23 protein-coding genes are annotated in these 25,484 nt (G+C 64.4%); 12 read left to right on the forward strand and 11 right to left on the reverse strand.

The window, feature by feature from the left end; translation table 11 throughout:
- Positions 1-67 precede the first annotated feature (67 nt).
- The 7 genes from ACK4R0_RS02925 to ACK4R0_RS02955 all read left to right on the forward strand — a co-directional run bounded on the left by ACK4R0_RS02925 (position 68) and on the right by ACK4R0_RS02955 (position 10,283).
- Positions 68-2,779 carry a TonB-dependent receptor domain-containing protein gene (locus tag ACK4R0_RS02925; RefSeq protein WP_409669932.1) on the forward strand — a complete coding sequence of 904 codons (2,712 nt, stop codon included), beginning with the start codon at positions 68-70 and terminating at the stop codon, positions 2,777-2,779.
- A 193-nt stretch (positions 2,780-2,972) separates the two neighbouring features.
- Positions 2,973-3,869, forward strand: coding sequence for a type II secretion system protein N (locus ACK4R0_RS02930; RefSeq protein WP_409669935.1), 897 nt, complete (start codon positions 2,973-2,975; stop codon positions 3,867-3,869).
- On the forward strand, positions 3,866-6,049 hold the full coding sequence (gspD, locus tag ACK4R0_RS02935) for a type II secretion system secretin GspD (RefSeq protein WP_409669938.1): 2,184 nt from the start codon (positions 3,866-3,868) through the stop codon (positions 6,047-6,049). The genes ACK4R0_RS02930 and gspD overlap by 4 nt, the downstream gene beginning before the upstream one ends.
- A 116-nt stretch (positions 6,050-6,165) precedes the next feature.
- Positions 6,166-7,659: a type II secretion system ATPase GspE gene (gene gspE, locus ACK4R0_RS02940; RefSeq protein ID WP_409670884.1), complete on the forward strand. Its 1,494-nt coding sequence runs from the start codon at positions 6,166-6,168 to the stop codon at positions 7,657-7,659.
- A gap of 260 nt (positions 7,660-7,919) precedes the next feature.
- Positions 7,920-9,125 carry a type II secretion system inner membrane protein GspF gene (gene gspF, locus ACK4R0_RS02945; RefSeq protein WP_409669941.1) on the forward strand — a complete coding sequence of 402 codons (1,206 nt, stop codon included), beginning with the start codon at positions 7,920-7,922 and terminating at the stop codon, positions 9,123-9,125.
- An 83-nt stretch (positions 9,126-9,208) separates the two neighbouring features.
- Positions 9,209-9,667, forward strand: coding sequence for a type II secretion system major pseudopilin GspG (gene gspG, locus ACK4R0_RS02950; protein ID WP_409670887.1), 459 nt, complete (start codon positions 9,209-9,211; stop codon positions 9,665-9,667).
- Positions 9,639-10,283 carry a GspH/FimT family pseudopilin gene (locus tag ACK4R0_RS02955; protein WP_409669944.1) on the forward strand — a complete coding sequence of 215 codons (645 nt, stop codon included), beginning with the start codon at positions 9,639-9,641 and terminating at the stop codon, positions 10,281-10,283. The genes gspG and ACK4R0_RS02955 overlap by 29 nt, the downstream gene beginning before the upstream one ends.
- Here ACK4R0_RS02955 and ACK4R0_RS02960 read toward each other — a convergent pair whose 3' ends face one another.
- From ACK4R0_RS02960 to ACK4R0_RS02970, 3 genes are all read right to left on the reverse strand, one after another.
- The gene (locus ACK4R0_RS02960; RefSeq protein WP_409669947.1) at positions 10,284-11,450 is read right to left on the reverse strand and encodes an alpha-hydroxy-acid oxidizing protein; all 1,167 of its coding nucleotides are present in this window, start codon (positions 11,448-11,450) and stop codon (positions 10,284-10,286) included.
- Positions 11,451-11,604: 154 nt separating this feature from the next.
- Positions 11,605-12,129 (reverse strand): hypothetical protein, encoded by a 525-nt coding sequence (locus ACK4R0_RS02965; protein WP_409669949.1) that lies wholly within the window; start codon positions 12,127-12,129, stop codon positions 11,605-11,607.
- A gap of 78 nt (positions 12,130-12,207) precedes the next feature.
- On the reverse strand, positions 12,208-13,095 hold the full coding sequence (locus ACK4R0_RS02970) for a neutral zinc metallopeptidase (RefSeq protein ID WP_409669952.1): 888 nt from the start codon (positions 13,093-13,095) through the stop codon (positions 12,208-12,210).
- A 154-nt stretch (positions 13,096-13,249) separates the two neighbouring features.
- Between ACK4R0_RS02970 and ACK4R0_RS02975 the strand changes: the two genes are divergently transcribed.
- Both ACK4R0_RS02975 and ACK4R0_RS02980 read left to right on the forward strand, forming a co-directional pair.
- Positions 13,250-14,404 carry a patatin-like phospholipase family protein gene (locus tag ACK4R0_RS02975; RefSeq protein WP_409669954.1) on the forward strand — a complete coding sequence of 385 codons (1,155 nt, stop codon included), beginning with the start codon at positions 13,250-13,252 and terminating at the stop codon, positions 14,402-14,404.
- Between the two features lie 190 nt (positions 14,405-14,594).
- Positions 14,595-15,935, forward strand: a complete 1,341-nt coding sequence (locus ACK4R0_RS02980) for an amidohydrolase (RefSeq protein ID WP_409669957.1) — start codon at positions 14,595-14,597, stop codon at positions 15,933-15,935.
- A 15-nt stretch (positions 15,936-15,950) separates the two neighbouring features.
- On the opposite strand, the gene ACK4R0_RS02985 is transcribed toward ACK4R0_RS02980, so the two are convergent.
- Entirely contained in the window at positions 15,951-16,769 is an 819-nt protein-coding gene (locus ACK4R0_RS02985; RefSeq protein WP_409669960.1) for a division plane positioning ATPase MipZ, read from the reverse strand.
- A 114-nt stretch (positions 16,770-16,883) separates the two neighbouring features.
- Between ACK4R0_RS02985 and panC the strand changes: the two genes are divergently transcribed.
- The gene (gene panC / locus ACK4R0_RS02990) at positions 16,884-17,729 is read left to right on the forward strand and encodes a pantoate--beta-alanine ligase (protein WP_409669963.1); all 846 of its coding nucleotides are present in this window, start codon (positions 16,884-16,886) and stop codon (positions 17,727-17,729) included.
- A 106-nt stretch (positions 17,730-17,835) separates the two neighbouring features.
- A complete protein-coding gene (locus ACK4R0_RS02995; protein WP_409669966.1) occupies positions 17,836-18,132 on the forward strand; it encodes a hypothetical protein in 297 nt (98 codons plus the stop codon).
- 1 nt (position 18,133) lies between these two features.
- Here ACK4R0_RS02995 and ACK4R0_RS03000 read toward each other — a convergent pair whose 3' ends face one another.
- The 6 genes from ACK4R0_RS03000 to ACK4R0_RS03025 all read right to left on the reverse strand — a co-directional run bounded on the left by ACK4R0_RS03000 (position 18,134) and on the right by ACK4R0_RS03025 (position 23,652).
- Entirely contained in the window at positions 18,134-20,185 is a 2,052-nt protein-coding gene (locus ACK4R0_RS03000) for a S9 family peptidase (protein ID WP_409669968.1), read from the reverse strand.
- Positions 20,186-20,265: 80 nt separating this feature from the next.
- Positions 20,266-21,414 carry a GNAT family N-acetyltransferase gene (locus tag ACK4R0_RS03005; RefSeq protein ID WP_409669971.1) on the reverse strand — a complete coding sequence of 383 codons (1,149 nt, stop codon included), beginning with the start codon at positions 21,412-21,414 and terminating at the stop codon, positions 20,266-20,268.
- Complete coding sequence (locus ACK4R0_RS03010; protein ID WP_409669974.1) at positions 21,411-22,211, reverse strand: glycerophosphodiester phosphodiesterase family protein; 801 nt, start codon at positions 22,209-22,211, stop codon at positions 21,411-21,413. The genes ACK4R0_RS03005 and ACK4R0_RS03010 overlap by 4 nt, the downstream gene beginning before the upstream one ends.
- A complete protein-coding gene (locus ACK4R0_RS03015) occupies positions 22,183-22,650 on the reverse strand; it encodes a RidA family protein (protein WP_409669977.1) in 468 nt (155 codons plus the stop codon). The genes ACK4R0_RS03010 and ACK4R0_RS03015 overlap by 29 nt, the downstream gene beginning before the upstream one ends.
- 31 nt (positions 22,651-22,681) lie before the next feature.
- Positions 22,682-23,344 (reverse strand): HAD family hydrolase, encoded by a 663-nt coding sequence (locus ACK4R0_RS03020; protein WP_409669980.1) that lies wholly within the window; start codon positions 23,342-23,344, stop codon positions 22,682-22,684.
- A gap of 17 nt (positions 23,345-23,361) precedes the next feature.
- Positions 23,362-23,652, reverse strand: coding sequence for a DUF3572 family protein (locus tag ACK4R0_RS03025; protein WP_409669983.1), 291 nt, complete (start codon positions 23,650-23,652; stop codon positions 23,362-23,364).
- Positions 23,653-23,726: 74 nt separating this feature from the next.
- On the opposite strand from ACK4R0_RS03025, the gene ACK4R0_RS03030 reads away from it, so the two are divergent.
- Positions 23,727-24,089: a response regulator gene (locus ACK4R0_RS03030; RefSeq protein ID WP_409669986.1), complete on the forward strand. Its 363-nt coding sequence runs from the start codon at positions 23,727-23,729 to the stop codon at positions 24,087-24,089.
- Positions 24,090-24,175: 86 nt separating this feature from the next.
- Here ACK4R0_RS03030 and ACK4R0_RS03035 read toward each other — a convergent pair whose 3' ends face one another.
- Complete coding sequence (locus ACK4R0_RS03035) at positions 24,176-25,423, reverse strand: acetyl-CoA C-acetyltransferase (protein WP_409669989.1); 1,248 nt, start codon at positions 25,421-25,423, stop codon at positions 24,176-24,178.
- Positions 25,424-25,484 lie beyond the last annotated feature (61 nt).

The following is a 25,484-nucleotide window of genomic DNA, read 5'->3' on the forward strand; positions in this document are numbered from 1 at the left end:
CTGACCGGTTTCGGGGCGGCGGCGAAAAGCGCCGCCGCCCCTTTTTGATGAATTCTTGGAGGGACCCATGGCGAAATTGACGCCGCTTTCGTTCGCTGCTTCGCTGATGATCAGCTCGGCGCTTGTTTCGCCTGCCGCCTTTGCGCAAGAAGCTCCTGTCACGCAGAACCCGGGCGGCGCGGATACGCCGATCAACGAAGCCGAACAGGAAGAGATTGAAATCTCGGGTCCCGGCGCCGGCGGCAACAGCGAGATCGTGGTTCGGGGGCGTTTCATTCCCAACCCGATCCGGGCCACCGCCGAAGTGCTGTCGGTCCTTTCCGAAGCCGATATCGCGCGTACCGCAGATGGCGACATCGCCGGATCGCTGCAGCGGGTGACCGGCCTGAGCGTCGTCGGTGGGCGCTTCGTGTTCGTCCGCGGCCTGGGTGAGCGCTATTCGCTGGCACTGCTCAACGGATCGCCGCTGACATCGCCCGATCCGCTGCGCCGCACGGTGCCGCTCGATATCTTCCCCACCAGCGTCATCGCCTCGACTACCATTCAGAAGAGCTACTCGGTCGATTATCCGGGCGAATTCGGCGGCGGTGCCATCAACCTGACCACCAAATCGGTGACCCGCGATCCGTTCTTCAAGATCGAATTCGGTGTCGGCGGCGACACGGTTACCACGGGCCAGCTGGGCTATACCTATTTCGGCTCCTCGACCGATTTCACCGGGTTTGACAATGGCGCCCGCAGCCTGCCGCGCGGGCTGGCTGACGCCTTTGCGTCGGGCAATCCGATCACCACAGGCACCAATTTCTCGGCAAGCGAAATCCGCGATCTCACCGCCAGCCTTGCCAACGCCAACACCACGCTGATCCAGCGCAACAACGACATTCCGGTCAACTTTTCTGGACAGCTCAGCGGCGCCACCAGCTTTCTGGTCGGCGACGTCAACATCGGGGTCGTGGGCGCCGCTGGGATCAACAACACCTGGCGTACGCGTGGTGGTATTCAGCAGATCTCGCAGGGCATCGTTCCGATCAACGGCGTCGACACGCTGCTGCCCGACATCGATTTCCGCTACCTCACGACGGAAAACCGGATCGTGGTCAATGGCCTGTTCGGCCTCACCGCCGATGTCGGCGAGCACAAGTTCAAGCTCACCAACCTGTTCATTCGCGACACTTTGAAGGATGCCTCGATCCGCGAGGGCTTTGATGCGCGCGTATCCGATACCCGGTTGATCAACCGCAGCCGGACCACCTGGTTCGAACGCCAGCTGTTCAATACCCAGTTCGTCGGGGAAATGAAGTTCGACAGGCTGCGTCTGAACGTCCGCGGCAGCTATGCCAATTCGCAGCGTAACGCGCCGTATGAGCGGACCTTCGATTACACCTTCAACCAGATTGCCGGTGATTTCGTCAACGATCTGCAGTCGGCTGGCGAAAGCTCGCGGATCGCCTTCAGCGAACTGGACGACAACGTCTACGGCGCGAACCTCGATCTGGCCTATGAAGCCGATATCGGCATTCCGATCACCTTTTCGGGTGGTTATGCCTATTACAAGAACGATCGTATCTCGGTCCGCCGTGACTTCCGCTTCCTGAGTGCGCAGGGCGCTCTGCCGTTTGCAGTGTCGCAGCAACGGCCAGACTTTCTGCTGTCTGACTTCAACGTCTACACCTACGACGTTCGTCTGGTGGAGACCTCGGGTTCCAACGGCGCTGCCGCCTATGACGCCGGACTTGAAGTGCATGCAGGATATCTGCAGTTCGAGGCGGAGCTGACGGAAGGCCTGCGCCTGCAGGCTGGCGTCCGGTATGAAGACGGCGACCAGTTCGTGACGCCGCTCGACCTGTTCGGCCTCGGCGGTTCCAACCTTGATGCCACCAACATCAAGAAGGACGACTGGCTCCCGGCAGCGACGCTGACCTGGAACTTTGCCGATGACATGCAGCTTAGGTTTGCCGCTTCGAAAACCATCGCCCGGCCGCAGTTCCGCGAACTGGCGCCGCAGCAATATCTCGATCTCGAGTTCGACCGCACCTTCTTCGGCAATCCCTATCTGAAGAACAGCCGCCTCATCAATCTCGAGGCACGCTACGAATATTATTTTGGTCAGGACGAGCGTTTGACTGCGGCAGTGTTCTACAAGGACATCCGCAATCCGATTGAGAACCTCGGTTTCCGTCAGGGCGACAACTTCTTCACGACCTTTGCCAATGCGCCGCAGGCGACGCTGTACGGCGCGGAAATCGAGGTCGTGAAGTATTTTGATCTCGATGTGCTGGGCGGGACCTTCTTCGAACAGCGCCGCATGCTGTGGGCCGGCAACTACACCTACACCAACTCCAATGTCGAAGTGACCGCAGACGACCAGATCGCCGATCCGCTCAGCGGAAACCTGGTGCCTGCCACGGCCATTTTCCGTCCGGGCGGGTTTGCCCTGACGGGTCAGTCCGATCATATCGCCAATCTGCAGTTCGGCATGGAAAGCACGGGCGACCGTCTTTCGCAGCAGACCTTGCTGATCTCGTGGAACAGCAACCGCGTCACCAATCGTGGCCCCGCCGGGCAGCCCGATTTCGTTGAATACACCGGACCGCGCCTCGACTTCGTGTGGCGTGAAGGCTTCAACCTGTTCGGCAAGCTGGGCGAACTGAAGTTCGAGGCGCGCAACCTGCTGGGCACCGACTATGTCGAATTCCAGCAGCTGAACAGCTCGGTGATCCGCAACAATGCCTATGACATTGGCCGCGGCTTCCAGGTGAGCGCATCGCTGCAGTTCTGACCTTCCCGATCGGGAAAAGCCTATCAACGCGGAAGGGGGCTGGTCGCAAACCGGTCCCCTTCTTGCTGTCATCGACCGGCGAGCGCTGAATCCGCGTTCAAATATCTGTCACAAACTGGTAATCCAACCGTCATGCGCTGCGCCTAGCAGCGTCGCAGGGCCAAGGGGATCGGCCCGCAACGGGGAGTGATTCGTGGCATCAGCGGCCCATAACGGCACGCCGACAGGCCTTGGTGCTTCGCTTTCCCGATTCCGGTCGGCAAGGTTCGCAAGCCAGACCAATGGTCTTTCCCGGTATCTGCCCGTTGGCCTGTATGGCTGGCTGAGGGCTTTGCTGATCTTCGTCCTGATCATCCAGGTCGCGCGGCTGATCTGGACGGTCGTCACCCCGATCGCACCCCTGGGCGACTGGCAGGCGCGCACCGCCAACATCATGTCGGCACCCTCGCGCGCCGCTCTTTTTGCCAGCTTCGACGGGTTCGATCGCGCTGCCGCCACCGGCGATGCCAGCGCGGCGGTAACCTCGCTCGACCTGACATTGTACGGCCTGCGGATGAACGAAGCCTCGGGCGGCGGCTCGGCGATCGTCGCAGGCTCCGATGGCGTGCAGCGCAGCTATAATGTCGGGGAAGAGGTTGCACCCGGCGTCAGGCTGGTCGAGGTGCACTTCGATCACGTCGTGCTGGAGCGCGGGGGCTTGCGCGAAAGCCTGTTCATCGATCAGTCGGTCCCGGCAGCGACGGTGGGCGACCCTGGCGCTGCGCCTGCACCCGGCAAGCAGTCGTTGCCGGTGGTGCAGGCCGGGCCGTTGACGGCAGAGGCGATCACTGCGGGTATCGGCTTTGCACCACGCACCGAAAACGGCCGTGTCAGCGGCTTTGCCGTCACCCCCAAGGCCGATGGCGCGGTGTTCGCGCAGGCCGGGTTCAAGCCAGGCGATATCGTCGTCGAGATCAATGGCCGCAAGGTCAGCTCCGCCCAGGATGGCGCGGCGCTGGCAGGGCAGCTTCGCCCGGGTGCCCGCATTTCGCTGCTCGTCGAGCGCGGCACCGAAACCCTTCCCATTGCCCTGATTATCCCGGAACCATGAAAAAACACATTTCAACCCTGGCGCTGTGCGCCGCGCTCGTGTTCGCGTCTCCTGTCGCTGCGCAGCACAGCCTGAATGTCCGCGATGCCGATGTCCGCGCCTTTATCGAGGATGCAGCCTCGGTCACGGGCCGGACCTTCATCATCGATGGCCGGGTGCAGGGCAAGGTCTCGGTGGTCACCGACCGGCCGCTGAGCCGGAGCGAATATTTCGAGGTTTTCCTCTCCACGCTGCGCGCCAACGGACTGATCGCGGTGCCGACCGCCAACGGCGCGTACCGCATCCAGCCGACCGATGGCGCGGCCGCTGCGCCGGGCCGGGTGGGCAGCCGCGGCGGGCAGAACGAGTTCGTCACCGAGGTGTTCCGGCTGCGCGCGATCGATGCGACCACGGCGGTGGAAACCTTGCGGCCTCTGGTCAGCCGCGAAGGATCGATCACCGCCAACCGCAGCGGCAACAGCCTGGTCGTCGCCGATTATGCAGACAACATCAGGCGCATCCGCGCGTTGATTAGCCAGATCGATCGGGACAATGCAACGACGCAGGTGATCACGCTGAACCATGCCGGCGCGCGCGAAATCGCGATGACGCTGCAGCAGCTCAGCCCCGCGCCGGGCGGAGAGGGCGGCGGCGGAGCGCCTCTGGTTTCGGTGGTTGCGGTCGATAGCAGCAATTCCGTCGCTCTGCGCGGCGATGCACCGACCATTGCCCGGCTTACGGCGATCGCGCGCGAGCTCGATGCGCGCGCCGCCAACGGCAGCGAGATCCGCGTGATCTGGCTCGATTATGCCGATGCCGAAAAGCTGGTGCCGGTGTTGCAGATGATGGCGGGCAGCCAGGGCAGCAGCGGGATGCAGCCACTGTCGGTCAATTCGGTCGCGCCGCAAGTGGCCAACGCCACCGGCGCAGCACCGGCTGCTGCACCCGCATCGGTCGGCGGTGCGGTCGGACTGTCCAACGGCCGCGGAACGGCGATCATCACGCGCTACGAGGGCGCCAACGCGGTGATCATCGCTGCGCCCGTCGATGTGCAGCGCTCGCTGTCCGAGCTCGTCCGCCAGCTCGATATCCGCCAGGAACAGGTGCTGGTCGAGGCCATCATCGTCGAGATCTCGGACCGCGTCGCGCGCGAACTGGGCGTGCAGTTCCTGATCGGCGGCAAAGACATCCCGTTCCTCGTGACGCCGTTCTCGAACGTCTCGCCCAATATTCTCGATATTGCCGGCGGTCTACTTGCAGGTCAGCTGGACCAGACGACCACGATCCGCGACGGCGACACGGTGACCACCAGCACCAACAGCCAGGTCAGCGATTTCCTCCGCCAGAACGCGGCCAATCGGGTGCTCGGTGCGCGTGGTGGCTATACCGGCTTTGCGGCCGATATCGGCAACAACCGCGTGCTCGGCGCGATCATCAACGCGGTGCAGGAAGACAGCGAGTCGAACATCCTGTCGACCCCATCGCTGACCGTGAACGACAATGTGCAGGGATCGATCCTGTTCGGGCAGGAAATCCCGATCAGCACCGGCGAGGCCTTGTCGGGCAATTTCGACAACGCCTTCCGTACCATTCAGCGCCAGAATGTCGGCATCGAGCTCGAGGTCAAGCCGCAGATCAACGCGGGCAACCAGGTCAAGCTCGACATCAGGCAGGAGGTCAGCTCGATCGTCGGCCCGGTAAGCAGCGACTTTGCCGACCTGATCATCAACAAGCGCGAAGTGAAGACCACCGTGACGGTGGCTGACCGGGAAATCATCGCGCTGGGCGGCCTGCTCGACGACAACGAGCGCCGGACGATCCAGAAAATCCCCTTGCTCGGCGACATCCCGATCCTGGGCGAGTTGTTCAAGTCGCGCGGGCGCGAGCGGGTCAAGACCAACCTGATGGTGTTCATTCGCCCGACGATCCTGCGGACAGCGCAGGATGCGCAGGCCATCGCCGCCCGCCGCTACAACTATGTGCGCGGCGCGCAGATCGAGTTCAATCCCAAGGTTGAGCCCGCGCTCGACACCATCGTGCGCGATTATATGGGCGCCAACATCCCTGTCGCGCCGCCTCCGGGGCCGGGCGACCAGATCATTCTACCGCGCGCGATGCCGAACAGCGGGCCGCTCGACAGCACGCCGCTGCCGCCGAGCCAGCTTGGCGAACTGCCGCCGGTTGGAGGAGGCCAGCCATGAAAATCCGCAAGGGCGTTGCAGGCGAGGGGGCCGACAGGGGGCCAGGCGGGGCGCAAGCTACCCTGGATGTCGTCGATGCACCGATCGATCTTTCGATCGACCGCAGCCTGGCGCGGATGATGCTCGACATTCCCTATGGTTTTGCCCGTGACAATGGCGTGGTGATGCTGGGTGAGGCCGAAGGGCGGCTCAAGGTCGCGCTGCGCGAGGGCGCCGACCCGATCGTGCTGCTCGAGGTACGGCGCTATCTGGCGATGCCGTTCGATGTCGAGCTCGCCCCGGTGGCGCAGTTCGAGCGCTATCTGTCCGATCACTACGCGGTCGAGGGCAATGCCGCGGCGATGGCGAGTTCGATGAACATCGATGGCGGCGACCTCGAAATGCTGGCGAGCGACCTGCCCAGCGCCGAGGACCTGCTCGACAGCGCCGACGATGCGCCCGCGATCCGGCTGATCAACGGGGTGATCGCGGAAGCCGCGCGGCAGGGCGTGTCGGATATCCATATCGAGCCTTACGAAACCGGCCTCGTCATCCGCATGCGGATGGATGGCGTGCTGCAGGAAAAGCTGCGGATGCCACCCAATGTCGCGTCGGTGATCGTCAGCCGGATCAAGGTGATGGCGCGGCTCGACATTGCCGAGCGCCGGGTGCCGCAGGACGGCCGCATCGGCCTCACCATCGGCGGCAAGCTGCTCGACGTGCGCGTCTCGACGCTGCCCAGCCGCGCGGGCGAACGAGTCGTGCTGCGCCTGCTCGACAAGGAAAACGCCAACATGGATCTGGGCCTGCTGGGCATGAGCCCGCGCACCCACAAGATCCTCGCCGAGGCGCTGTCCGAGCCCAATGGCATCGTGCTGGTCACTGGGCCCACCGGATCGGGCAAGACGACGACGCTGTATTCGTGCCTCAAGCAGTTGAACGATGGTTCGCGCAACATGCTGACCGTCGAGGATCCGGTCGAATATGCGATCGAAGGCGTCGGCCAGACCCAGGTCAACCCCAAGGTCGGCCTGACCTTTGCCGCTGGGTTGCGCGCGATCCTGCGCCAGGACCCCGATGTGGTGATGATCGGCGAAATCCGCGACTACGAGACCGCCGAGATCGCGGTGCAGGCCTCGCTCACCGGGCATCTCGTGCTCTCGACCGTCCACACCAACGATGCGATCGGCGCGATAACCCGGATGCGCGACATGAAGATCGAGCCGTTCCTGCTCGCCTCGACCTTGCGCGCGGTGGTCGCTCAGCGGCTGGTGCGGCGGCTGTGCCCCGAGTGCCGCGAGCCTGTTCAGGCCGATGGCTCGCTCGCCTCGCTGCTCGGCTTCGACAAGGGCACCGTGGTCTATCGCCCGGTCGGCTGCGATTCGTGCAACCACACGGGGTTCGCGGGCCGGATCGGCGTGTTCGAGGCGGTGCGGGTCGACGAGACGATCCGGCGGCTGATCAATGATGGGGGCGACGAGGCGATCATCTCGCGTCACGCCTTCCTGAACGCGCCCAACCTCGGCTCGGCGGCGCGCGAACTGGTCCGCACCGGCCAGACCACCGCGGAAGAGGCGATCCGTATATCGCGGCGCGAGGCAGAGCCGGTGCCCGAACCGCTGAGAGCCTGATGACGTGGGATTACACCGCCGTGACGGAGCCGATTTTGGCCGAGTGCAAGGAACGAGGAGGGAGTTATGTTTTCGCATAGTGACCGACGAGTGACGCGGCAATCGGCCAAAATCGGCCCGCCGCGTGCGGTTGCCGGTGGAAGCCCTCCGGACTGCGTTGCGCTGCTTGAACGGGCAACCAGCCCGTCCTGCACACCGCGCCTTGCCGGAGACCTTCCACCGGCAATCACGGTGGTGCAATCCCACGCCATCAGGCTCTGATGGCTGACTTTGCCTACAAGGTGATAGATGCGGCCGGGCGCGAGCGGCAGGGGCGGATCAGCGCGCCTTCCGATGCGCAGGCGCGCGCCGCGTTGATCCGCAAGGCATTCCACATCGTCACGATCGCGCCTGCGCCGCCGCGCAAGGCGCTGATTTCGCAGCGCACCGCGCGGCTCAGCCCCAAGCAGCTCACCCTGTTCACCCGGCAGATGTCGTCGCTGATGAGCGTCAGCCCCCTGGAAGAGGCGCTGCGGACGATCAGCCGCCAGACCGAGAAGGCCAATGCCCGCGACGTGCTGATCAACGTGCATGCCGGCGTGATGGAGGGCCAGTCGCTCGCCGAATCGATGGCGCGCGAGCCGCGCAGCTTCCCGCCGCTGTTTCGTGCGATGATCAGCGCAGGCGAAAGCTCGGGCTCGCTGCCGGTGATCACCGAGCGGCTTGCCGCGCTGCTCGAGCAGCAGGCCGAGGTGCGCGGCAAGATCATCTCGGCGCTCGCCTATCCGATCATCCTCACTCTGGTCGCGTTCGGCGTGGTCGCAGGGCTGATGATCTCGGTGGTGCCGCGCGTGGTCGAGCAGTTCGACAATGCTTCGACCCAGCTGCCGCTGATCACCCGGATCGTCATCGGCATTTCGGATTTCCTGAGCAACTGGTGGTGGGCGCTCTTCATCCTCATGGTGATTGCCGGAATTGCCTTCTGGCGGGCGATGCAGGTCAAGGCGTTCAAATACCGCTTCGATGGCATGCTGCTCAAGCTGCCGTTGATCGGGCGGCTGATCCGCGACATGAACGCGGCCAAGCTGGCGCGGACGCTGGCGACAATGGTGCACAGCCGGCTGCCGTTGCTCGAGGGCATGAAGTTGACCACGCGCACGGTGCGCAACGCGGTGCTGCGCGAGGCGCTCGAAGAGGCGGTCGAATCGATCCGCTCGGGTGGGTCGCTATCGGGTGCGCTCAGAAACGCGGGCACCTTTCCGCCGCTTCTGGTATATCTCGTCGCCAGCGGCGAGAGCGCCGGGCAGCTCGATACCATGCTCGAGCGCGCTGCCGATTATCTGGAGCGCGAGTTTCAGAACTTCACCTCCACCGCGATGGCGCTGCTCGAACCGGCGATCATCGTGGTGATGGGCGGGGTGGTCGCCATGATCATCCTGTCGATCCTGCTGCCGATCCTGCAGCTTCAGAACCTGACTGGCTTATGAGGAATATCATGTTGAAAACATCCCCCACGTCGCTTGCTTCCGTTCTCCGGCGAAAGCCGGAGTCCAGGGCGGCTTGGCACAACATCGCTCTGGGCTCCGGCTTTCGCCGGAGAACGGCGAAGGACAGCGAACGTGGCTTCACCCTGGTTGAACTGATGGTGGTGATCTTCATCATCGGGCTGCTCGCGACGATCGTCGTCATCAACGTGCTGCCCAGCCAGGACCGCGCGATGACCGAAAAGGCGCGCAGCGATATCGCGACGCTGAGCCAGGCACTCGAAATGTACCGGCTCGACAATCTGACCTATCCGGGTTCTGCCGAAGGGCTCAACGCGCTGGTCACCGCGCCGCCGACCTTGGCGCAGCCGGGCCGCTATCGCAGCGGCGGCTATATCAAGAAGCTGCCGCAGGACCCCTGGGGCCGCCCGTATCAGTACACCAGCCCTGGCACGACCGGCGCATTCGATCTGTACTCGCTGGGCGCCGACGGCGCTCCGGGCGGCGAGAACGAGAATGCGGATATTACCGCTGCTGGGCTTTGAGGGTGGGGTGATCCGCCTGTCACCCTCACCCTTCCGGCGCTTCGCGCCTCCCTCCCTCTCCCAATGGGAGAGGGAAGGGGCCCGCGACGCGAAGCGGAGTGGGAAGGGTGAGGGCGACTGTTTGGGCGATCAAGGTTTCACCCTGATCGAACTCATGGTAACCCTGGTCATCATCGGCCTGGTCGCAGGCGCGGTGGTGCTGTCGCTGCCCGGGGACAGCGCTGCGCTGTCCGAAGACGCCGATCGTTTTGCCGCCCGTGTCGCTGCGGCGCGCGACGAGGCCATCGTCGGGGCACGACCGATCGCGGTATGGATCGCGCCATCGGGCTATGGCTTCGATGCGCGGCAGGACCGGCAATGGGTGCCGCTCAATGCGCGCACGCTCGCCAACCGCGACTGGAAGCCGGGGACGGTTGCGACGATTGAGGGCGAGGCGGCGCAGAACGCCGCGCCGCCGGGGACCGACCCCGCCGCTGCAGCCGCACCCTCGCGCGCGCGCTTCTGGTTCGACAGCACCGGCCTTCCCAACGCGCCGGTCGAGGTGGTGCTTTCGCGTGGTGCGAACAGCGACCGGATCATCATCAGCGCGACCGGCGAGGTCGGTCGCCCGCAATAATCACCGCCAGCGCAGGTTGTCGCGACCCAGCTGGTCGAGCCGGGTCACGCCCATCAGCTTCATGCCCCGCTCGATCTCACCGCGCAGATTGCCCAATGTCCGCTCGACCCCGCGCTGGCCTCCGGCGGCGAGCGCATAGAGATACAGCCGCCCGCCCGAACACGCCTTCGCGCCGACGCTCAGCGCTTTGAGCACATGCGTGCCCCGGGTGATGCCACCATCGCAGATCACCTCGATCCTGTCGCCGACCGCATCGACGATCTCGGCCAATTGATCGAACGGCGCGCGGCTGCCATCGAGCTGGCGTCCGCCGTGGTTGGACACCATGATTGCGGTCGCGCCGATCGCCACGGCGCGGCGCGCATCCTCGACACTCATGATCCCCTTGAGGCAGAACGGGCCGTCCCATGCCTTGCGGATATCTTCGGCCATCGCCCAGTCCATCTGCTGGTCGAGCATGGTGTTGAAATAATCCGCCACCGAAATCGCGGCGTTGGTTCCGGCGGCGATATGGCTTTCGAGGTTGGGCAGCGAGAAGCGTTCGCGGCCCATGTAATTGAGCGACCAGCCCGGATGCGTCGCAAAGCTCAGCGCCGAGCGCGGTGTCAGGCGCGGCGGCGAAGTGAAGCCAGTGTGCAGGCAGCGCTCGCGCTTGCCCGAGACGATGGTATCGACCGTCAGCGCCAGCGCATCGAACTTTGCCGCCTTCGCCGCCTCGATCAATGCAGCGTTGAGCCCCTTGTCCTTGTGGACATAAAGCTGGAACATCTTGGGGCTCGCTATGCTGTCGCCGATTTCGGCAAGGCTGACCGTGGCGAGCGAGGAGATGCCGAAGAACGTGTTGAACTTCTGCGCCGCTGCGCCGACCGCCTTCTCGCCGCGCCAATGGAACAGCCGTTGCAGCGCGGTCGGCGAAAGGAACAGCGGCATGTCGATCTTGCGGCCCATCAAGGTGGTCGACATGTCGATATCGGCGACCCCGGCCAACACGTTGGGGACGAGGTCGCACTCTTCAAAGGCCGTGGTGTTACGATTGCGGGTTATCTCGTCATCGGCCGCACCATCGATATAGTGGAACACCGGATAGGGCAGCTTGCGGCGCGCAAGTTCGCGGAAATCATCGACCGTATGGCAATCGGCCAGCCGCCGGACCGGAAAACGTCGCATTGGTGTGTGCCCCCGAATCAAAATCCTCCCCTGCAAGGGGAGGGGGACCATCCGCAGGATGGGGCAGGGGTGTCAACCTTGCGCGGCCGTGGACACCCCTCCGTCTCGCCTGCGGCGAGCCTCCTCCCCTGAAGGGAGAGGATTTTGAAGAAAGTTACTTCATTGCACTGGGTTCGGGCGCCGAAGGGTATTTGCAGCCACGCTGGTGGCCGACACCCTTGAGGAAGCTGCGCCGCACGACGCCTGCATAGACCGCAGAATTGTAACGACGCTCTTGCGCGGCTGCGCCGGAAATCTCGCGGATCACGCCGCGGAAGGGGATGATCGAATTGACGATCAGCCCGCCGACCTTGCCGGCCGTGTCCTTGCGCTTGTCGTCGCGGGTCGCCTGGTAAGGCACGTCGAGATCTTCGCCAAGCACCGCGTCCATGTCGCCGATGGCGCTGCGGATCTGGGCGCAGGTCTTGATGCCGACCAGCGAATACGGCTTGTCCTGGATGGCGATCAGATTTTCCGGAATGTCCTTCTTGTCGATCCCGACATCCTGCACCGGCTGGGCGACGACATCCTCTGCCACCTGCTCGGTCGAACGTGGCCTGGCGTTCGGATTTTGCGCACTGGCGGGCAGGGCGCTGACGATGAAACCAAGGCTGGCAAGCGTGATCAAACTGCGATGCATAGATGTTTCCCTCATGGCGGCGTCACGATGGACACCCGTGAAGCGCATACGCACGGACATTCGAAACGATGCGCCGGTCTACAAGCGCGCTGAACTGAACGTGTCGCATTGCGCCGGATCGCCGGTGCTCAGGCCCTTGTTCAACCATGCCATGCGCTGTGCCGATGTGCCATGGGTGAAGCTTTCGGGCACGGGCCGGCGCCCTGCGGCCTTTTGCAGCGTATCGTCACCGATCGCATTGGCAGCGGCCATGCCTTCCTCGATATCGCCCGGTTCGATGCGTTCGCGGTTGCGCGCTGCCCAGACCCCGGCGTAGCAGTCCGCCTCAAGTTCCATGCGCACCTGCAGTTCGTTGCCTTGCGCCTCGCTGGCGGTGCTCTGGGCCCGGCGCACCTGGTCGGATCGGCCGCTGATCGTCTGGATGTGGTGTCCCACCTCGTGCGCGATGACATAGGCCTGCGCGAAATCACCCGCGGCGCCGAAGCGGGTGGCGAGCTCGTCGAAGAAGCTGGTGTCGAGGTAGATGCCGTTGTCGGCAGGGCAATAGAATGGCCCCATCGCGCTCTGCGCCGCGCCGCAGCCCGACTGGCCGTTGCGGTCGTAAAAGGTCAGCATCGCCGGCTGATAGGTTTGGCCCTGCGCCTTGAACAGCTGGCCCCAAGTGTCTTCGGTGCTCGCCAGAACCTGGCAGCTGAACTTGCTCTTTTCATCGACTGCGCAGCTTTGCGCCGCGTTCTGGCCGCCCGCCGCCCCAGGGCCTTGCGTCTGGACAGGTGCGCCGCCGGTCATGCCGCCCCCCTGGATCAGCTCCATCGGGTTCACGCCGAACACCAAAGCTGCGATGCCAAGAATGATGATCGTGCCGATGCCCATCTTGCCGCCGCCGATCGGAAGGCGCGGACCGCCGCCACCGCGCCCGCGCTGGTCGGAAACATTGTCGGACGTGCGATAATCGTCGAGCTTCATGCGATGGGTCGTCCCTGTCCTGCCTTGATCCCCGTTTACGCCGCAGATGCCGATTTGGCAGCACCGTTTTTTCACGTCATTTGCGTTATTGTGCAGTGCGTCATAAGATAGTGCCAAGCGGTGTGCGCTCTCGCTGCCGCAAGAAGGATATGCAATGCCGCGAACCAAAGACGCGCTGGACACCCAGTCTGCAGCCGTTCCGCTGCCCGCGACCGTGGCCCTGGTGCTCCAGGGCGGCGGGGCGCTAGGCTCTTATCAGGCGGGCGTGTTCAGCGAACTCGTGCGCCAGAATGTTCGCATCGACTGGGTCGCAGGGATTTCGATCGGAGCGATCAATTCGGCGATCATTGCGGGCAATCCTCCGGAAACCGCCTGCCAGCGTCTGCGCGAGTTCTGGGAACTCGTCACCTCGGGCACGATCGACTTTGCCTTTGGCGACACCCATTTCTGGCGCGAGGTGAACCATTTTGCTGGCGCCGCTATGGCAGCGAGCGTCGGCGTGCCCGGGTTTTACCGTCCGCACCTGCTGCCGCCGTCTCTTGCCTGGCCGGGTACGCCCGCCGCAGTCAGCATGTACGACACCACGCCGATGATCGACACGCTCAACCGCTTTATCGACTGGGACCGACTCAACAACGGGCCGATGCGCTTTTCGGTCGGCGCGGTTAACGTGGAATCGGGCAATTTCTATTACTTCGATACCCGCGATCCGCACGGCCCGCAGACCATCGACGCGCGCCACATCATGGCCTCGGGCGCGCTGCCGCCGGGGTTTGCGCCAGTGGAGATCAACGGCAAGCACTATTGGGACGGCGGTCTCGTCAGCAATACGCCGCTGGCGTACGTGCTCGACAACCAGACGAGCGACATGCTGGCGTTCCAGGTCGATCTTTTCCCCGCACGCGGCGACCTGCCGACCAAGTTCGCCGATGCGATGAGCCGCGAAAAGGATATCCGCTATTCCAGCCGCACCCGGCAGGTGACCGATTATTATCTCAAGCTGCGCAAGGAGCACGAGGCGCTGCGCAACGTGCTGGCGATGCTGCCCCCTGACATGCGGACCGACCCCGATGTCGAGCGCATGCGTGCGCTGGTCGAGGACAATGCGGTCAATATCGTCCACCTGATCTACAACGTCCAGAAATGGGAGAGCGGCATGCGCGACTTCGAGTTCACCCGCTCGACGATGGACATGCATTGGGATCAGGGTATCGAGGCGGTGCAGGCGGTGATGCGCAAGGGTGATCTGCTCGCGCGGAACATCATGGACGGCAAGACCGCCGCATTCGATCTGGCCCCGCACCGCTGAGAGGACGGAGCGTCTTCCGCGAAACCTTCTTTCCGTCACCCCCGCGGACGCGGGGGTCCCGCTTCTGCTCACCGGTAACGCAAAAAGCGGGATTCCCGCGTTCGCGGGAATGACGGCATGCTCAAAACCGTTGGCGTAATGCGGTCAACACGTTAGCCTCCCCTCCAAACATATGTCTGGGGAGACAAACATGCCGGTCGCATCCTTTCTCGCGCGCGCATTTGCTGCATCCACTCTCGCGCTGGCGATCGCCATGCCCGCCCAGGCGCAGGATACCATCCGCGCCGATATCGCTGCCGACATGCCCGGTCTGATGGAATTATACCGCGATCTGCACGCCAACCCCGAACTCAGCTTCCAGGAGGTCAAGACCGCCGCCAAGCTCGCCGCCGAGGCGCGCAGGCTGGGCTTCGAAGTCACCGAGGGCGTCGGCAGGACCGGCGTGGTTGCGGTGATGAAGAACGGCGCAGGCCCGGTGGTGATGCTGCGCGCCGACATGGACGGGCTGCCGGTGGTCGAGCAGACCGGGCTGCCTTATGCCAGCAAGGTGCGTGCGATGAGCCCTGCAGGCATCGAGACCGGGGTGATGCACGCCTGCGGGCACGATACCCACATGACCGGCTGGGTCGCCACTGCGCGGCAGCTGGTCAAGCGCAAGGCCGAATGGTCGGGCACGCTGGTGATGATTCTGCAACCGGCCGAAGAGATCGGATCGGGCGCACTGGCGATGCTCGAGGACGGGCTCTACACGCGCTTTCCCAAGCCCGAATATGTGCTCGGTTTCCATGACGCCGCGCAGGCGCCTGCCGGCTTCATCGGCTACACGCCGGGCTTTGCGCTCGCCAATGTCGACAGCGTCGATATCAAGGTGAAGGGGCTGGGCGGCCACGGCGCCTATCCGCAATCGACCAAGGACCCGATCGTGCTCGGCGCGCGGATCGTCACCACGCTGCAGACGCTGATCAGCCGCGAGCTTGATCCGCAGGATGCCGCTGTCGTTACCGTCGGAAGCTTCCAGGCGGGCGCCAAGCACAACATCATCTCGGACGAGGCGACCTTGCTGCTCACCGTGCGCAGCTATTCGGACGAAACGCGGGCAAAAATCCTCGACGGGATCAAGCGCATTGCCAGAGGCGAGGCGATTGCAGCTGGCGTTCCCGACGACAAGATGCCGGTGGTGACCATGAACGACCAGTTCACGCCTGCCGTCTACAACAGCCCAGATTTCACGCAGGAGCAGGCCGCTTTCCTCAAGGCCCGCTTTGGCGAGCAGCGCGTGGCGCAGGTGTCACCGTCGATGGGCGGCGAGGATTTCAGCCGGTTCTATCGCGCCGATCCGGACAACATCACCAGCCTGATCTTCTGGGTCGGCGGGGTGCCGCTGGCCGAATACAACAAGGCGAAGAAGGAGGGCACGGACATGCCCTCGCTGCACAGCCCGTTCTGGGCACCCGAGGCCGACACCGTCATCGCGACCGCCGCCGAGGCGATGACCGCGATGACGCTCAAGTTGATGGCAAAGGCGCCGTGATCAAGCCCTCGGGCGTCAGACCATCTGCGGCTGGCGCTCGGTTGCCCGGCTGCCGACGCCGGGCAGGTTGAGCGCCGAGACCATCTCGCGCAGTTCCTGCCGCGCGATGATGTGGCTGGTGCCCAGATCGGCAAGGTGACCCTTGTCGAGCAACGTCAGACCGGATGGGAACAGCTCGCGATAGACCACGCGCTCGGACAGCCCCTGGACATAGCGGAAGCCGACGCGCTTGGAGAGCTCGGCCAGCGCGGCATCCAGCCTGCGCTTGTTGCGTGCATCGGTCTGCTGGGTACGGTTGCGCAGCACCACCCAGTCGATCTCGATGCCATCGGACTTGGCGCGCGCCTTGCGCGCCTCCCAGATCAGCTCGGCATAGAAGCTCAGGCGGCGGACCTTGAAGTTTTCCGGGTCCACCTGACCGATCAGGTCGAAATCGACGAAGCTGTCGTTGAGCGGCGTCACCAGCGTATCGGCGCGGGTGGCGACGAAGCGCGCGAAGGTATCGTCGCGGCCCGGCGTATCGAAGACCAGAAAGTCGCACTCCTGGCTCATCTTGGCGACCATCTCCTCAAGGCCTTCTTGGGTGTCGCCATTGTACACATCGAACGTCGGTGTGGGCAGGGTGACGCTGCGCCGTTGCTGGGTGGCGACACGGTTCTCCAGATAGCGGTGCAAGGTGCGCTGGCGCGGATCGAGGTCGATCGCACTCACCCGGAATCCCAGATAGGACAGGGCAACAGCCACGTGAACCGCGCTCGTCGATTTGCCGGTACCGCCCTTTTCATTCGCGAATACGATATGGTGCGCGGACGCCTTGCGCGTCATCATGTCCATGGTTTTTCTGCCCCTTCCAGCAGGACGACGAATGTGCCAGTGCTGCCTAGTGAATCACGTGCGGGCACAACCCGTACCCCATAGCGGCAGTTCCCTATCGGAGGCTTTGGCAAGGTGCAAATCATACGTCGGGTAGACCGGTTGCGGTCGGCGGTTTCGCTGCTTCGGCGGCAGGGCGGAGAAGTGGCTCTGGTTCCGACCATGGGCGCGCTGCACGCCGGGCATATGCAACTGGTCCGGGAAGCGAAGCAGCGCGCCGACCATGTCGTCGCCTCGATCTTCGTCAATCCCATGCAGTTCGGGGCGAACGAGGACCTCGACGCCTATCCGCGCCAGGAAGAGACCGACGCCGCGATGCTGAGCGAGGCAGGGGTGGCGATCTTGTGGGCGCCCGACGTCGATCAGGTCTATCCGCCCGGCTTTGCCACCAACGTCCGGGTCGCCGGGGTCAGCGATGGTCTGTGCGGGGCGGCACGGCCCGGCCATTTTGATGGCGTCGCCACGGTGGTCGCCAAGTTGTTCAATCAGGTCCAGCCCGACATGGCGCTGTTCGGCGAGAAGGATTACCAGCAGCTCGCCGTCATCCGCGCAATGGCGCGCGATCTCAACTTCGGGCTCGACATCATCGGGGTGCCGACGGTGCGCGATACCGATGGCCTCGCGCTGTCATCGCGCAACGCATATCTGACCCCAGAACAGCGTGCCGCCGCCACGATGCTGCCGCGCGCCATGCAGGCGGGGATCGCGGTGATCGAGGCAGGCGGTCCGGTGACTGAGGCCACGCGTGGTATCGAGCAGGCGTTGCTCGCAGCCGGATTTGCGTCGGTCGATTATGTAACGCTTGCCGATGCAACGACGCTGGAGCCGATCGAAACCGCCGATCGCCCCGCGCGTCTTCTGGTCGCCGCGCGGATCGGCGGCACTCGGCTCATCGATAATATGGCCGTAAATCCGCGATAATGTAAAACCTGGGGCATGGTTACCCCGGTATTAACCCTTTTTTCACCGCTTTTTCTCACTCTCGCCCCTGTCGGATCAACCGGCCATGCAAAGAGGGGCATGAGTGATGGCTAACAGTCTGAAATCCGCAACGTTTCTGATGGAGACCAAGCTTGCTGCGGCAGCACGGGGCGACATCAACGCTTATTTCGACCTTGGGGTGGCGTTTTCCACCGGCGGGCACGGCGTCAACGTCGACCTGATCGAGGCGCACAAATGGTTCAACCTCGCCGCCGTCAAGGGCCATGAGGAAAGCCAGCTTTGCCGCGCGGAAATCTCCGAGGAAATGACCGCACGGCAGATCGCCGAAGCCCAGCGCGAAGCCCGCGCCTGGCTCCAGCAGATCGCAGCGCGCGCCGCCTGACCTATTGCGCTGCCGGTTTACGGTAGCGTTCGAACCAGGCGATGATCGCCGAGGCCTTGGCCGCGCTTTGCGATGGCCGCGCCGCGATGCCGCCATGGCTGGCGCCCGGCACCTTGACCAAAGCCGTCGGCACGCCGACCAGCTTGAGCGCGGTATAGTACTGCTCGGACTCACTCACCGGTGTGCGGTAATCCTCGCTGCCGACCACCACCAGCGTTGGCGTCTTCACGTTGGCGACCAGCGACAGCGGCGAGCGCGCCCAATAGCTCTGCTGGTCCTCCCACGGCATTTTCCCGAACCAGTATTTGGCAAAGAACGCAGGGCCATCGGCGGTCAGCGCCTGGCTGGTCCAGTTGATCACCGGCTTTTGCGTCGCGGCGGCCTTGAACCGGTCGGTCTTGCCGACGATCCAGCTGGTCAACACCCCGCCGCCCGATCCGCCGGTGACGAACAGCTGATCGGGGTCCGCGACCCCATCGGCGATAGCCTTGTCGACCATCGCGATCAGATCATCATAGTCATTGCCCGGATAGGCATGGTGGATAAGGTTTGCGAACTCCGCACCGTAACTCGTTGATCCGCGGGGATTGACCGAGAGCACTGCATAGCCTGATGCTGCATAAAGCTGGTTGTCGGTGGAAAAATGCGGGCCATAAGCGGCGAACGGCCCGCCATGGATTTCCAGTACCAGCGGAACCCGCGTGCCAGGGACGTGACCCGGCGGAAGCGTCAGCCAGCCTTCGACCTCACGGCCATCGAAGGTCGAGGCGGCGGTCATCTTGCGCACCTCGCCCAACCGCTTGCTGGCCATCAGCGACTGGTTGAACCGGGTCAGCGCGCGGGTCTTGCCGCCGCTTGCCAGCATCACATCGGCAGGCTTGGTGGCGTTGCCGCCCGAATAGGCAATCGCGCCGTTCTTCGCGACGCTGAACGATCCGCCCGAATAGGGCCGGTCGAGCGACGGGCCGGTCAGGCCGCGCACGATCTCGCGCACCGACCCGTCCATGCCGATCCGGGCAACCAGCGTCTCGCCATGGTCGTCATATTGAGCGATCAGCGCCTGGCCGTCGGGCGCCCACACGAGCGTATCGATGCTGCGGTCGAGCGCCGGGGCGACCGCGCGTTTGCCGCTGCCGTCGCGATTCATCACATAGGCCTGGGCGTTGTGATAGCCGAGCAATCTGTCGTCGAAGCCGATATAGGCGATCTTGCTGCCATCGGGTGAAACCACCGGCGATGCATCCGGCCCGTCGCGGTCGGTCAATGCGCTGATCGCGCCGCTGGCGATATCGAGCGCATAGATTTCCGCATCAACGGGGTCGCTCTCCCAGTCGGGCGAGCGGTTGCCGGCGAAGTACAGGGTGTTGCCGTCCTTGCTCCAGGTCAGCCCACCGCCGTCGTGATAGTCGCCAAAGCTCAGCTGGCGCGGCGCGCCGCCGGTGGCGGGAACGACGAAGATCTTGTCGAAGCCGGGCTTGATATAGCCTGCGCCATCAGCGCGATAGGAGAGCAGGTCATAAGTCTCGAGCGGTGCAGCCCAGATCGCACCTTCGGGCTTGTCGGGCGCCTTGCCCAGCTTCGGGCCTTCTGCGGGCACGAACATGGTGTAAGCGATCTGGCTGCCATCGGGGGACCAGGCGATATTGCCGGGGCTTTCGGGCAGGCCGGTGATCCGCACTGCCTCTCCGCTCGCCATCCAGCGCACGTAGAGTTGCGGCGCGCCGCCTTCGGCAGTCGAGACATAAGCCAGCCGCTTGCCATCGGGTGACCAGCGCGGCTGGCTGTGCCCTCCGGGACCAGCGGCCAGCGGGGTCATCTCGCCATTGGCTGCATTCACCAGCCAGATCGAGGAGACCGCCTTGTCCGCCATGATGTCGTTGGCGCGGCGTACGAAGGCGATTGCGCTGCCATCGGGCGCGATCTGCGGATCGGCGGCAACCTCGAGCGAGAACAGGTCCTGCCCCGTCAGCCGGGTATCGGGCGCGGCCTGGGCAAGCAGGGCGGTCGGGCTGGTGAAGGCGAGCAGCAGGGCGGCAAGGCGGACAGTGCGCATGGGATATAGTCTTTCTGCTGAAAGGTCAGTGGCTTGGGACAGGCAGTTCAGGTAGATCGTGCGCCGTCGGCGGGCATGCGTCAAGCACCGGATGTACTGCGTTTGAACGGCAGCATTTCGGTCAGCATCTCGCGGTCGGCCTGCACCGCTGCGCGCTCGTGCTTGAGGAAATCGCCTACCGCACGACGGAAGCCGGGATCCGGGATATAATGCGCCGACCAGGTGATTTCGGGCGCATAGCCCCGCGCCATCTTGTGCCCGCCCTGTGCGCCCGCCTCGACGCGGGAGAGGCCGCGCGCCAGCGCCGCGTCGATGGCTTGATAATAGCAAAGCTCGAAATGCAGGAACGGCTTGTCGATGGTGCAGCCCCAATAGCGGCCATACATGGTGTCGCTGCCGATGAAGTTGAGCGCGCCTGCGATGGGCGCGCCGTCGTAGAGTGCGAGGATCAGCAGGATGTGGTCGGCCATCGTCTGCCCCATCAGGCTGAACGCCTCGCGGGTGAGATACGGCTGGCCCCATTTGCGCGCGCCGGTGTCCTGATAGAACACCCAGAACGCGTCCCAGTGCTCCTCGGTGATCATGTCGCCCGTCATGTGGACGATCTCGACACCTTCCTGCGCCTTGGCGCGTTCCTTGCGCAGATCCTTGCGCTTGCGCGAGGTCAGCGAGGCGAGAAAGCCCTCGAAATCGCTATAGTCCTCGTCGTGCCAGTGGAACTGCGTATCGGCGCGCAGCAGCCATCCGGCCTGCTCGAACAGCGGCAGTTGCGCTGGCTCGATAAAGGTCGCGTGGACCGAGGACAGGTTGTTCTGTTCAGCGAGGGTCTGTGCAGCGGTGAGGATCGGCAGTGCCCACGCGGAATCCTGCAGCAGGATGCGCGGCCCGGTCGCGGGCGTGAAGGGTACGGATATCTGGAGCTTGGGGTAATAGCTCCCCCCGGCATTCTCCCACGCATGCGCCCAGCTGTGGTCGAAGACATATTCGCCCTGGCTGTGGCTCTTGAGATATGCGGGCAGCGCGGCGACCAGCGCGCCGTCCTCGCCTCGGATGGTAATCGGGGCAGGGGTCCAGCCGGTGCCGCGCCCGACGCTGCCCGATGTTTCGAGCAGGCTCAGGAATGCGTGGCTGACGAACGGATTGTCCGGCCCGGCCAAAGCGTCCCATTGACCCGCATCCAGCGCGGCGATGCTGCGGCCGACCTCGGCGGTGATCGCCCGCTCGCTCATGCCGGTAGCGCGGTGTCCGGATTGGCGGCCCGTTCGTAGATCGGCGCATCGGCGTGGGTCGCAGCGATGGCATGCTGCTCGTCGCTGCGGACGGTCCAGGTCAGCACCGGCAGCCCGCGGGCCCGCTGGGCTGCGGCGAAAGGGCTGGGCAGGTCGCGGATATCATAGGCCAGGAAATCGGGCTTGGCGCGCCACAGGTCACGGTGGCGCTGCAGCGTGCCCTTCCAGTTGCGGCTGCCCTCCTCGGTGATCACCAGCCCGCGCGTGATGTGCGGCGCCTGCCGGCGGAACCACGCCGAAACCCCGGGATGGAAGCTCATGATCGCCGCCTTGCCGCCATAGCCCTCGAGCGCACGGCGGACCGCGAGGCACAGCGGCGCGACATGGTCGCTCTCGGTCTTGATCTCGATCAGAATCGGCGCGCGACCGCGCACCACGCCAAGCACCGCGCCGAGCTCGGCGATCGCGCCGTTCTGCCCCATCAGCCGGATCTGCGTGAGTTCGGCGGCGGTCTTGCCATCGACCCGGCCCTGCGAAAGCGTCAGCCGGCTCAGCGAGAAATCGTGGAACACCACCGCGCGGTTGTCGCCGCTGCGCTGGACATCGCATTCGATACCGTGCCCCGCCGCGATTGCCGCAGCGAACGCGGGCAGGCCGTTCTCGACGACCGGACCGCTCCACATGCCGTCGTGCAGGCCACGATGCGCATAGGGCTGCTCTCCGAGCCAGGCGATGCGGCGCGGATCGGGTGGCGGCGCCAGCCAGCCGTCAAGCAGGCCGAACGGCGACAATTGCATCGATCTCCACGGCGGCGCCCAATGGCAGGACGGGAACACCGACGGCGCTGCGCGCATGCTGGCCGGCGGGGCCGAACACCTGCACCATCAGGTCGGATGCGCCATTGGCCACCTTGGGCTGTGCGCTGAATTCGGGCGTGCTTGAAATGAAGGCGCCCAGCTTGACGATCCGTTCGACCCGGTCGAGCGATCCGAGCGCGGCCTTCATCTGCGCGATCAGCATGATCCCGCAGGCGCGCGCCGCTTCCTCGCCGGCTTCGAGCGAGACGTTCTCGCCCAACCGTCCGGTAACCACCTTGCCGTCGACGAACGGCAGCTGGCCCGAGATGTAAAGCAGGCCGCCGATTTCCACGGCGGGCACATAAGAGGCGACGGGAGCGGCGGGCTGGGGCAGTTCCAGACCCAACTCGGCGAGCTTTTGTTCAATGCTGTCAGTCATATGCTCGTATTCTCCAATGTGCAGGCCAGCGTCAAGCCGCAGCCTTGATGCCGGGGGCGGGGACGCCCATCGCGAAGCGTTCGAGCACCCATTCGAGCGCCTCGGTCCAGCTGTCGATCCGGGCATGGGCATGGCCAGCTTCGGCAGCGCAGGCAATGTGCGGTGCCAAGGCGGCCTCGCCGACCATGTGCAGCCGCCAGACGTCGGGCGCGTGCTCGGCGGCGGATTCGTGATGCTGCGGCAGGTCGTCGACGAAGATCGCCACCGACGGCGCGTGCTCATCGACGATGCGCTGCAGCGGTTCGCCCTTGGGGCCCTGGTTGCAGACCACGCGGTGGTGAACGCCAAAGCGGGCAAGCTGCGCACTGCGCGCCTGCTGCCGATGGTCGTTGAGGTTGGTCAGCACCACGATATCGGCATGCTCGCCGATCGCCTGCAATGCCTCGATCGCGCCGGGGATCGGCTTCTGGCGGTGCATCTCGGTGTCGAAGAAGGCATTGAGCAGCGGCCAGATATCGCCCGGCTTCACCGCCTCGCGGGATTTGCGATCGACCAGCGCCTTGGCGAAATCACCGCCGGAAAAATCGAAATCGATTTCATGGACCTCGTCGAGCCATTCGCGGAACGGCGCGACCATGTACAGCAACACCTCGTCGCAATCGGTGATCAGCAGCGGGCGGGGTGACGTGTTCATAGCGGTTCCGTTCGGGATCATGATTGACGGTCGAGCTGGATGCGGGCGTTGACCAAGGCTGCGGGCGTGGTGCCGGTGGCGTCGGCGGCGGCGATCAGGTCTGCTTCATGCGCTTCCAGATAGCGGATGAATTCTGCGAGGATAGCGGGGCTCGATGCCCCCTGGCGCAGGTCCTCGACCGTCATTCCGGTGAGCGCCAGCAGCCGGTCGGCGCGCTCGGCATCGCCCAGCAGCCACGACAGCGCCAGCAGCGCCATGATGGCCGGATCATTCGATGGGGTGGCATTTGGCCTGATTGTGTCGGTCACGGCTTTGGCCTACATCCGCGTAATAAGGGCAACCACCGGCGCCTTGCGGCCCGGCAATTTGGATATGGGGTTCAGTGGCAAAAAGAGTGCTGGTTGTCGAGGATAACGACCTCAATCGCAAACTTTTCTGCGATCTCCTCACCGCGCACGGCTTTGCCGTCGAGGGGCTGGCCGATGGCCGCGAGGTGATGGAACGGGCGCGCGATTTCGTCCCCGGGCTGATCATCATGGACATCCAGCTGCCGCATATCAGCGGGCTGGAACTGATCGAGGCGATCAAGGCCGACCGCGACCTGCGGCTTATCCCGATCATGGCGGTCACCGCCTATGCCGGGAAGGGCGACGAGGACCGGATTCGCGCCGCCGGGGCGGAAGGCTATGTCTCCAAGCCGGTCTCGATCGGCCCGTTCATGGCGGCGGTGAACGCGCTGGTCTGAAGTGATTTCGAGTGAAATGGAACATTTCACGGCTCGGAAATCACGACCAACCATATTTTAGCGCGTTCACCGGGCCGTGGTTCAGTTCAGATACGCTCTATGATGATCGCAGGGGCCATACCGCCAGCTGCGCACATCGTGATCAGGCCATAACGGCCGCCCGACCGTTCGAGTTCGTCGAGCGCGGTGCCGATCAGCATCGAACCGGTGGCGCCGATCGGGTGGCCCAGCGCCATCGCGCCGCCGTTGATGTTGACCTTCTCACGGTCGAGATCGAGGTCGCGGATGAACTTTTCTGCGACCACCGAAAACGCCTCGTTGATTTCCCAGACGTCGATATCGTCCTTGGTCAGGCCAGCGCGTTCGAGCGCCTTCTTGGCGGCGGGGACGGGGGCGTTGAGCATCAGCGTCGGGTCATCGCCCATGTTGACATAGGTAACGATGCGCGCGCGGGGCTTGAGCCCGTGCTTGTCGGCATAATCCTTTGAGGTGATCAGCACCGCTGCTGCCCCATCGACCACGCCCGAGCTGTTGCCAGCATGGTGCATGTGCTCGATCTTGAGGTCGGGGTAGCGCCGGTTGATCTGCTTGCGGAAGGTGGTGCCGCCAATCTCGAAATCGGCCATGCCGGCAAAGGCAGGCTTCAATGCGGCCAGGCTCTCGGCAGTGGTTTCGGGGCGCGGGAACTCCTCGCGGTCGAGCGCCAACGTGCCGTCGGGATTGTGCACCGGCACCAGCGACTTGTCGAAGCGGCCTTCTGAAATCGCACGCGCGGCGCGCTGCTGGCTGACCAGAGCGAGCGCATCGAGTGCTTCGCGCGAAATGCCTTCCATCGAGGCAATGGCATCGCCGCACACGCCCTGGTGCGACTGCGGGTGCAGTTCGTCGAGCGCGGGGTTGTGCGACCCCATCAGTGGCGGCGGCATCCCGGCATTGGCCTCGGCAGCGCCCACGGTCTGGGTGTAGCTCATCATCTCGGTGCCGCCCGCGATCACGCAATCTTCCATGCCCGACATCACCGCTGCAGTCGCGAGGTTCACCGAGGTGATGCCGCCGCCGCAGAAGCGGTCGAGCGTCATGCCGCTGGCCTTGACGTCATAGCCAGCTGCGAGCGCAGCCATCCGGCCAAGGTCGCCGCCCTGCTTGCCCTTCTGGGTCGATGTCGACCAGATGACGTCGTCCACGGTTGCGGTGTCGAGCGAATTACGCTCCTTGATCGCCTTGAGCACGGTCGCGGCCAGATCCTGCGGGTGCAGGTGCGATAGCGCGCCCTTGCCGGGCTTGCCGACTCCGCGCGGGGTGCGGACAGCATCGATGATATAGGCGTCGGCCATGCAGGTATCCTCTCGGGTCTCGTTGATTTAATCGATCAATTAAACCAACCCGGGGAGCCCT

This window comes from Blastomonas sp., assembly GCF_046294995.1.
Taxonomy (GTDB): Bacteria; Pseudomonadota; Alphaproteobacteria; order Sphingomonadales; family Sphingomonadaceae; genus Blastomonas.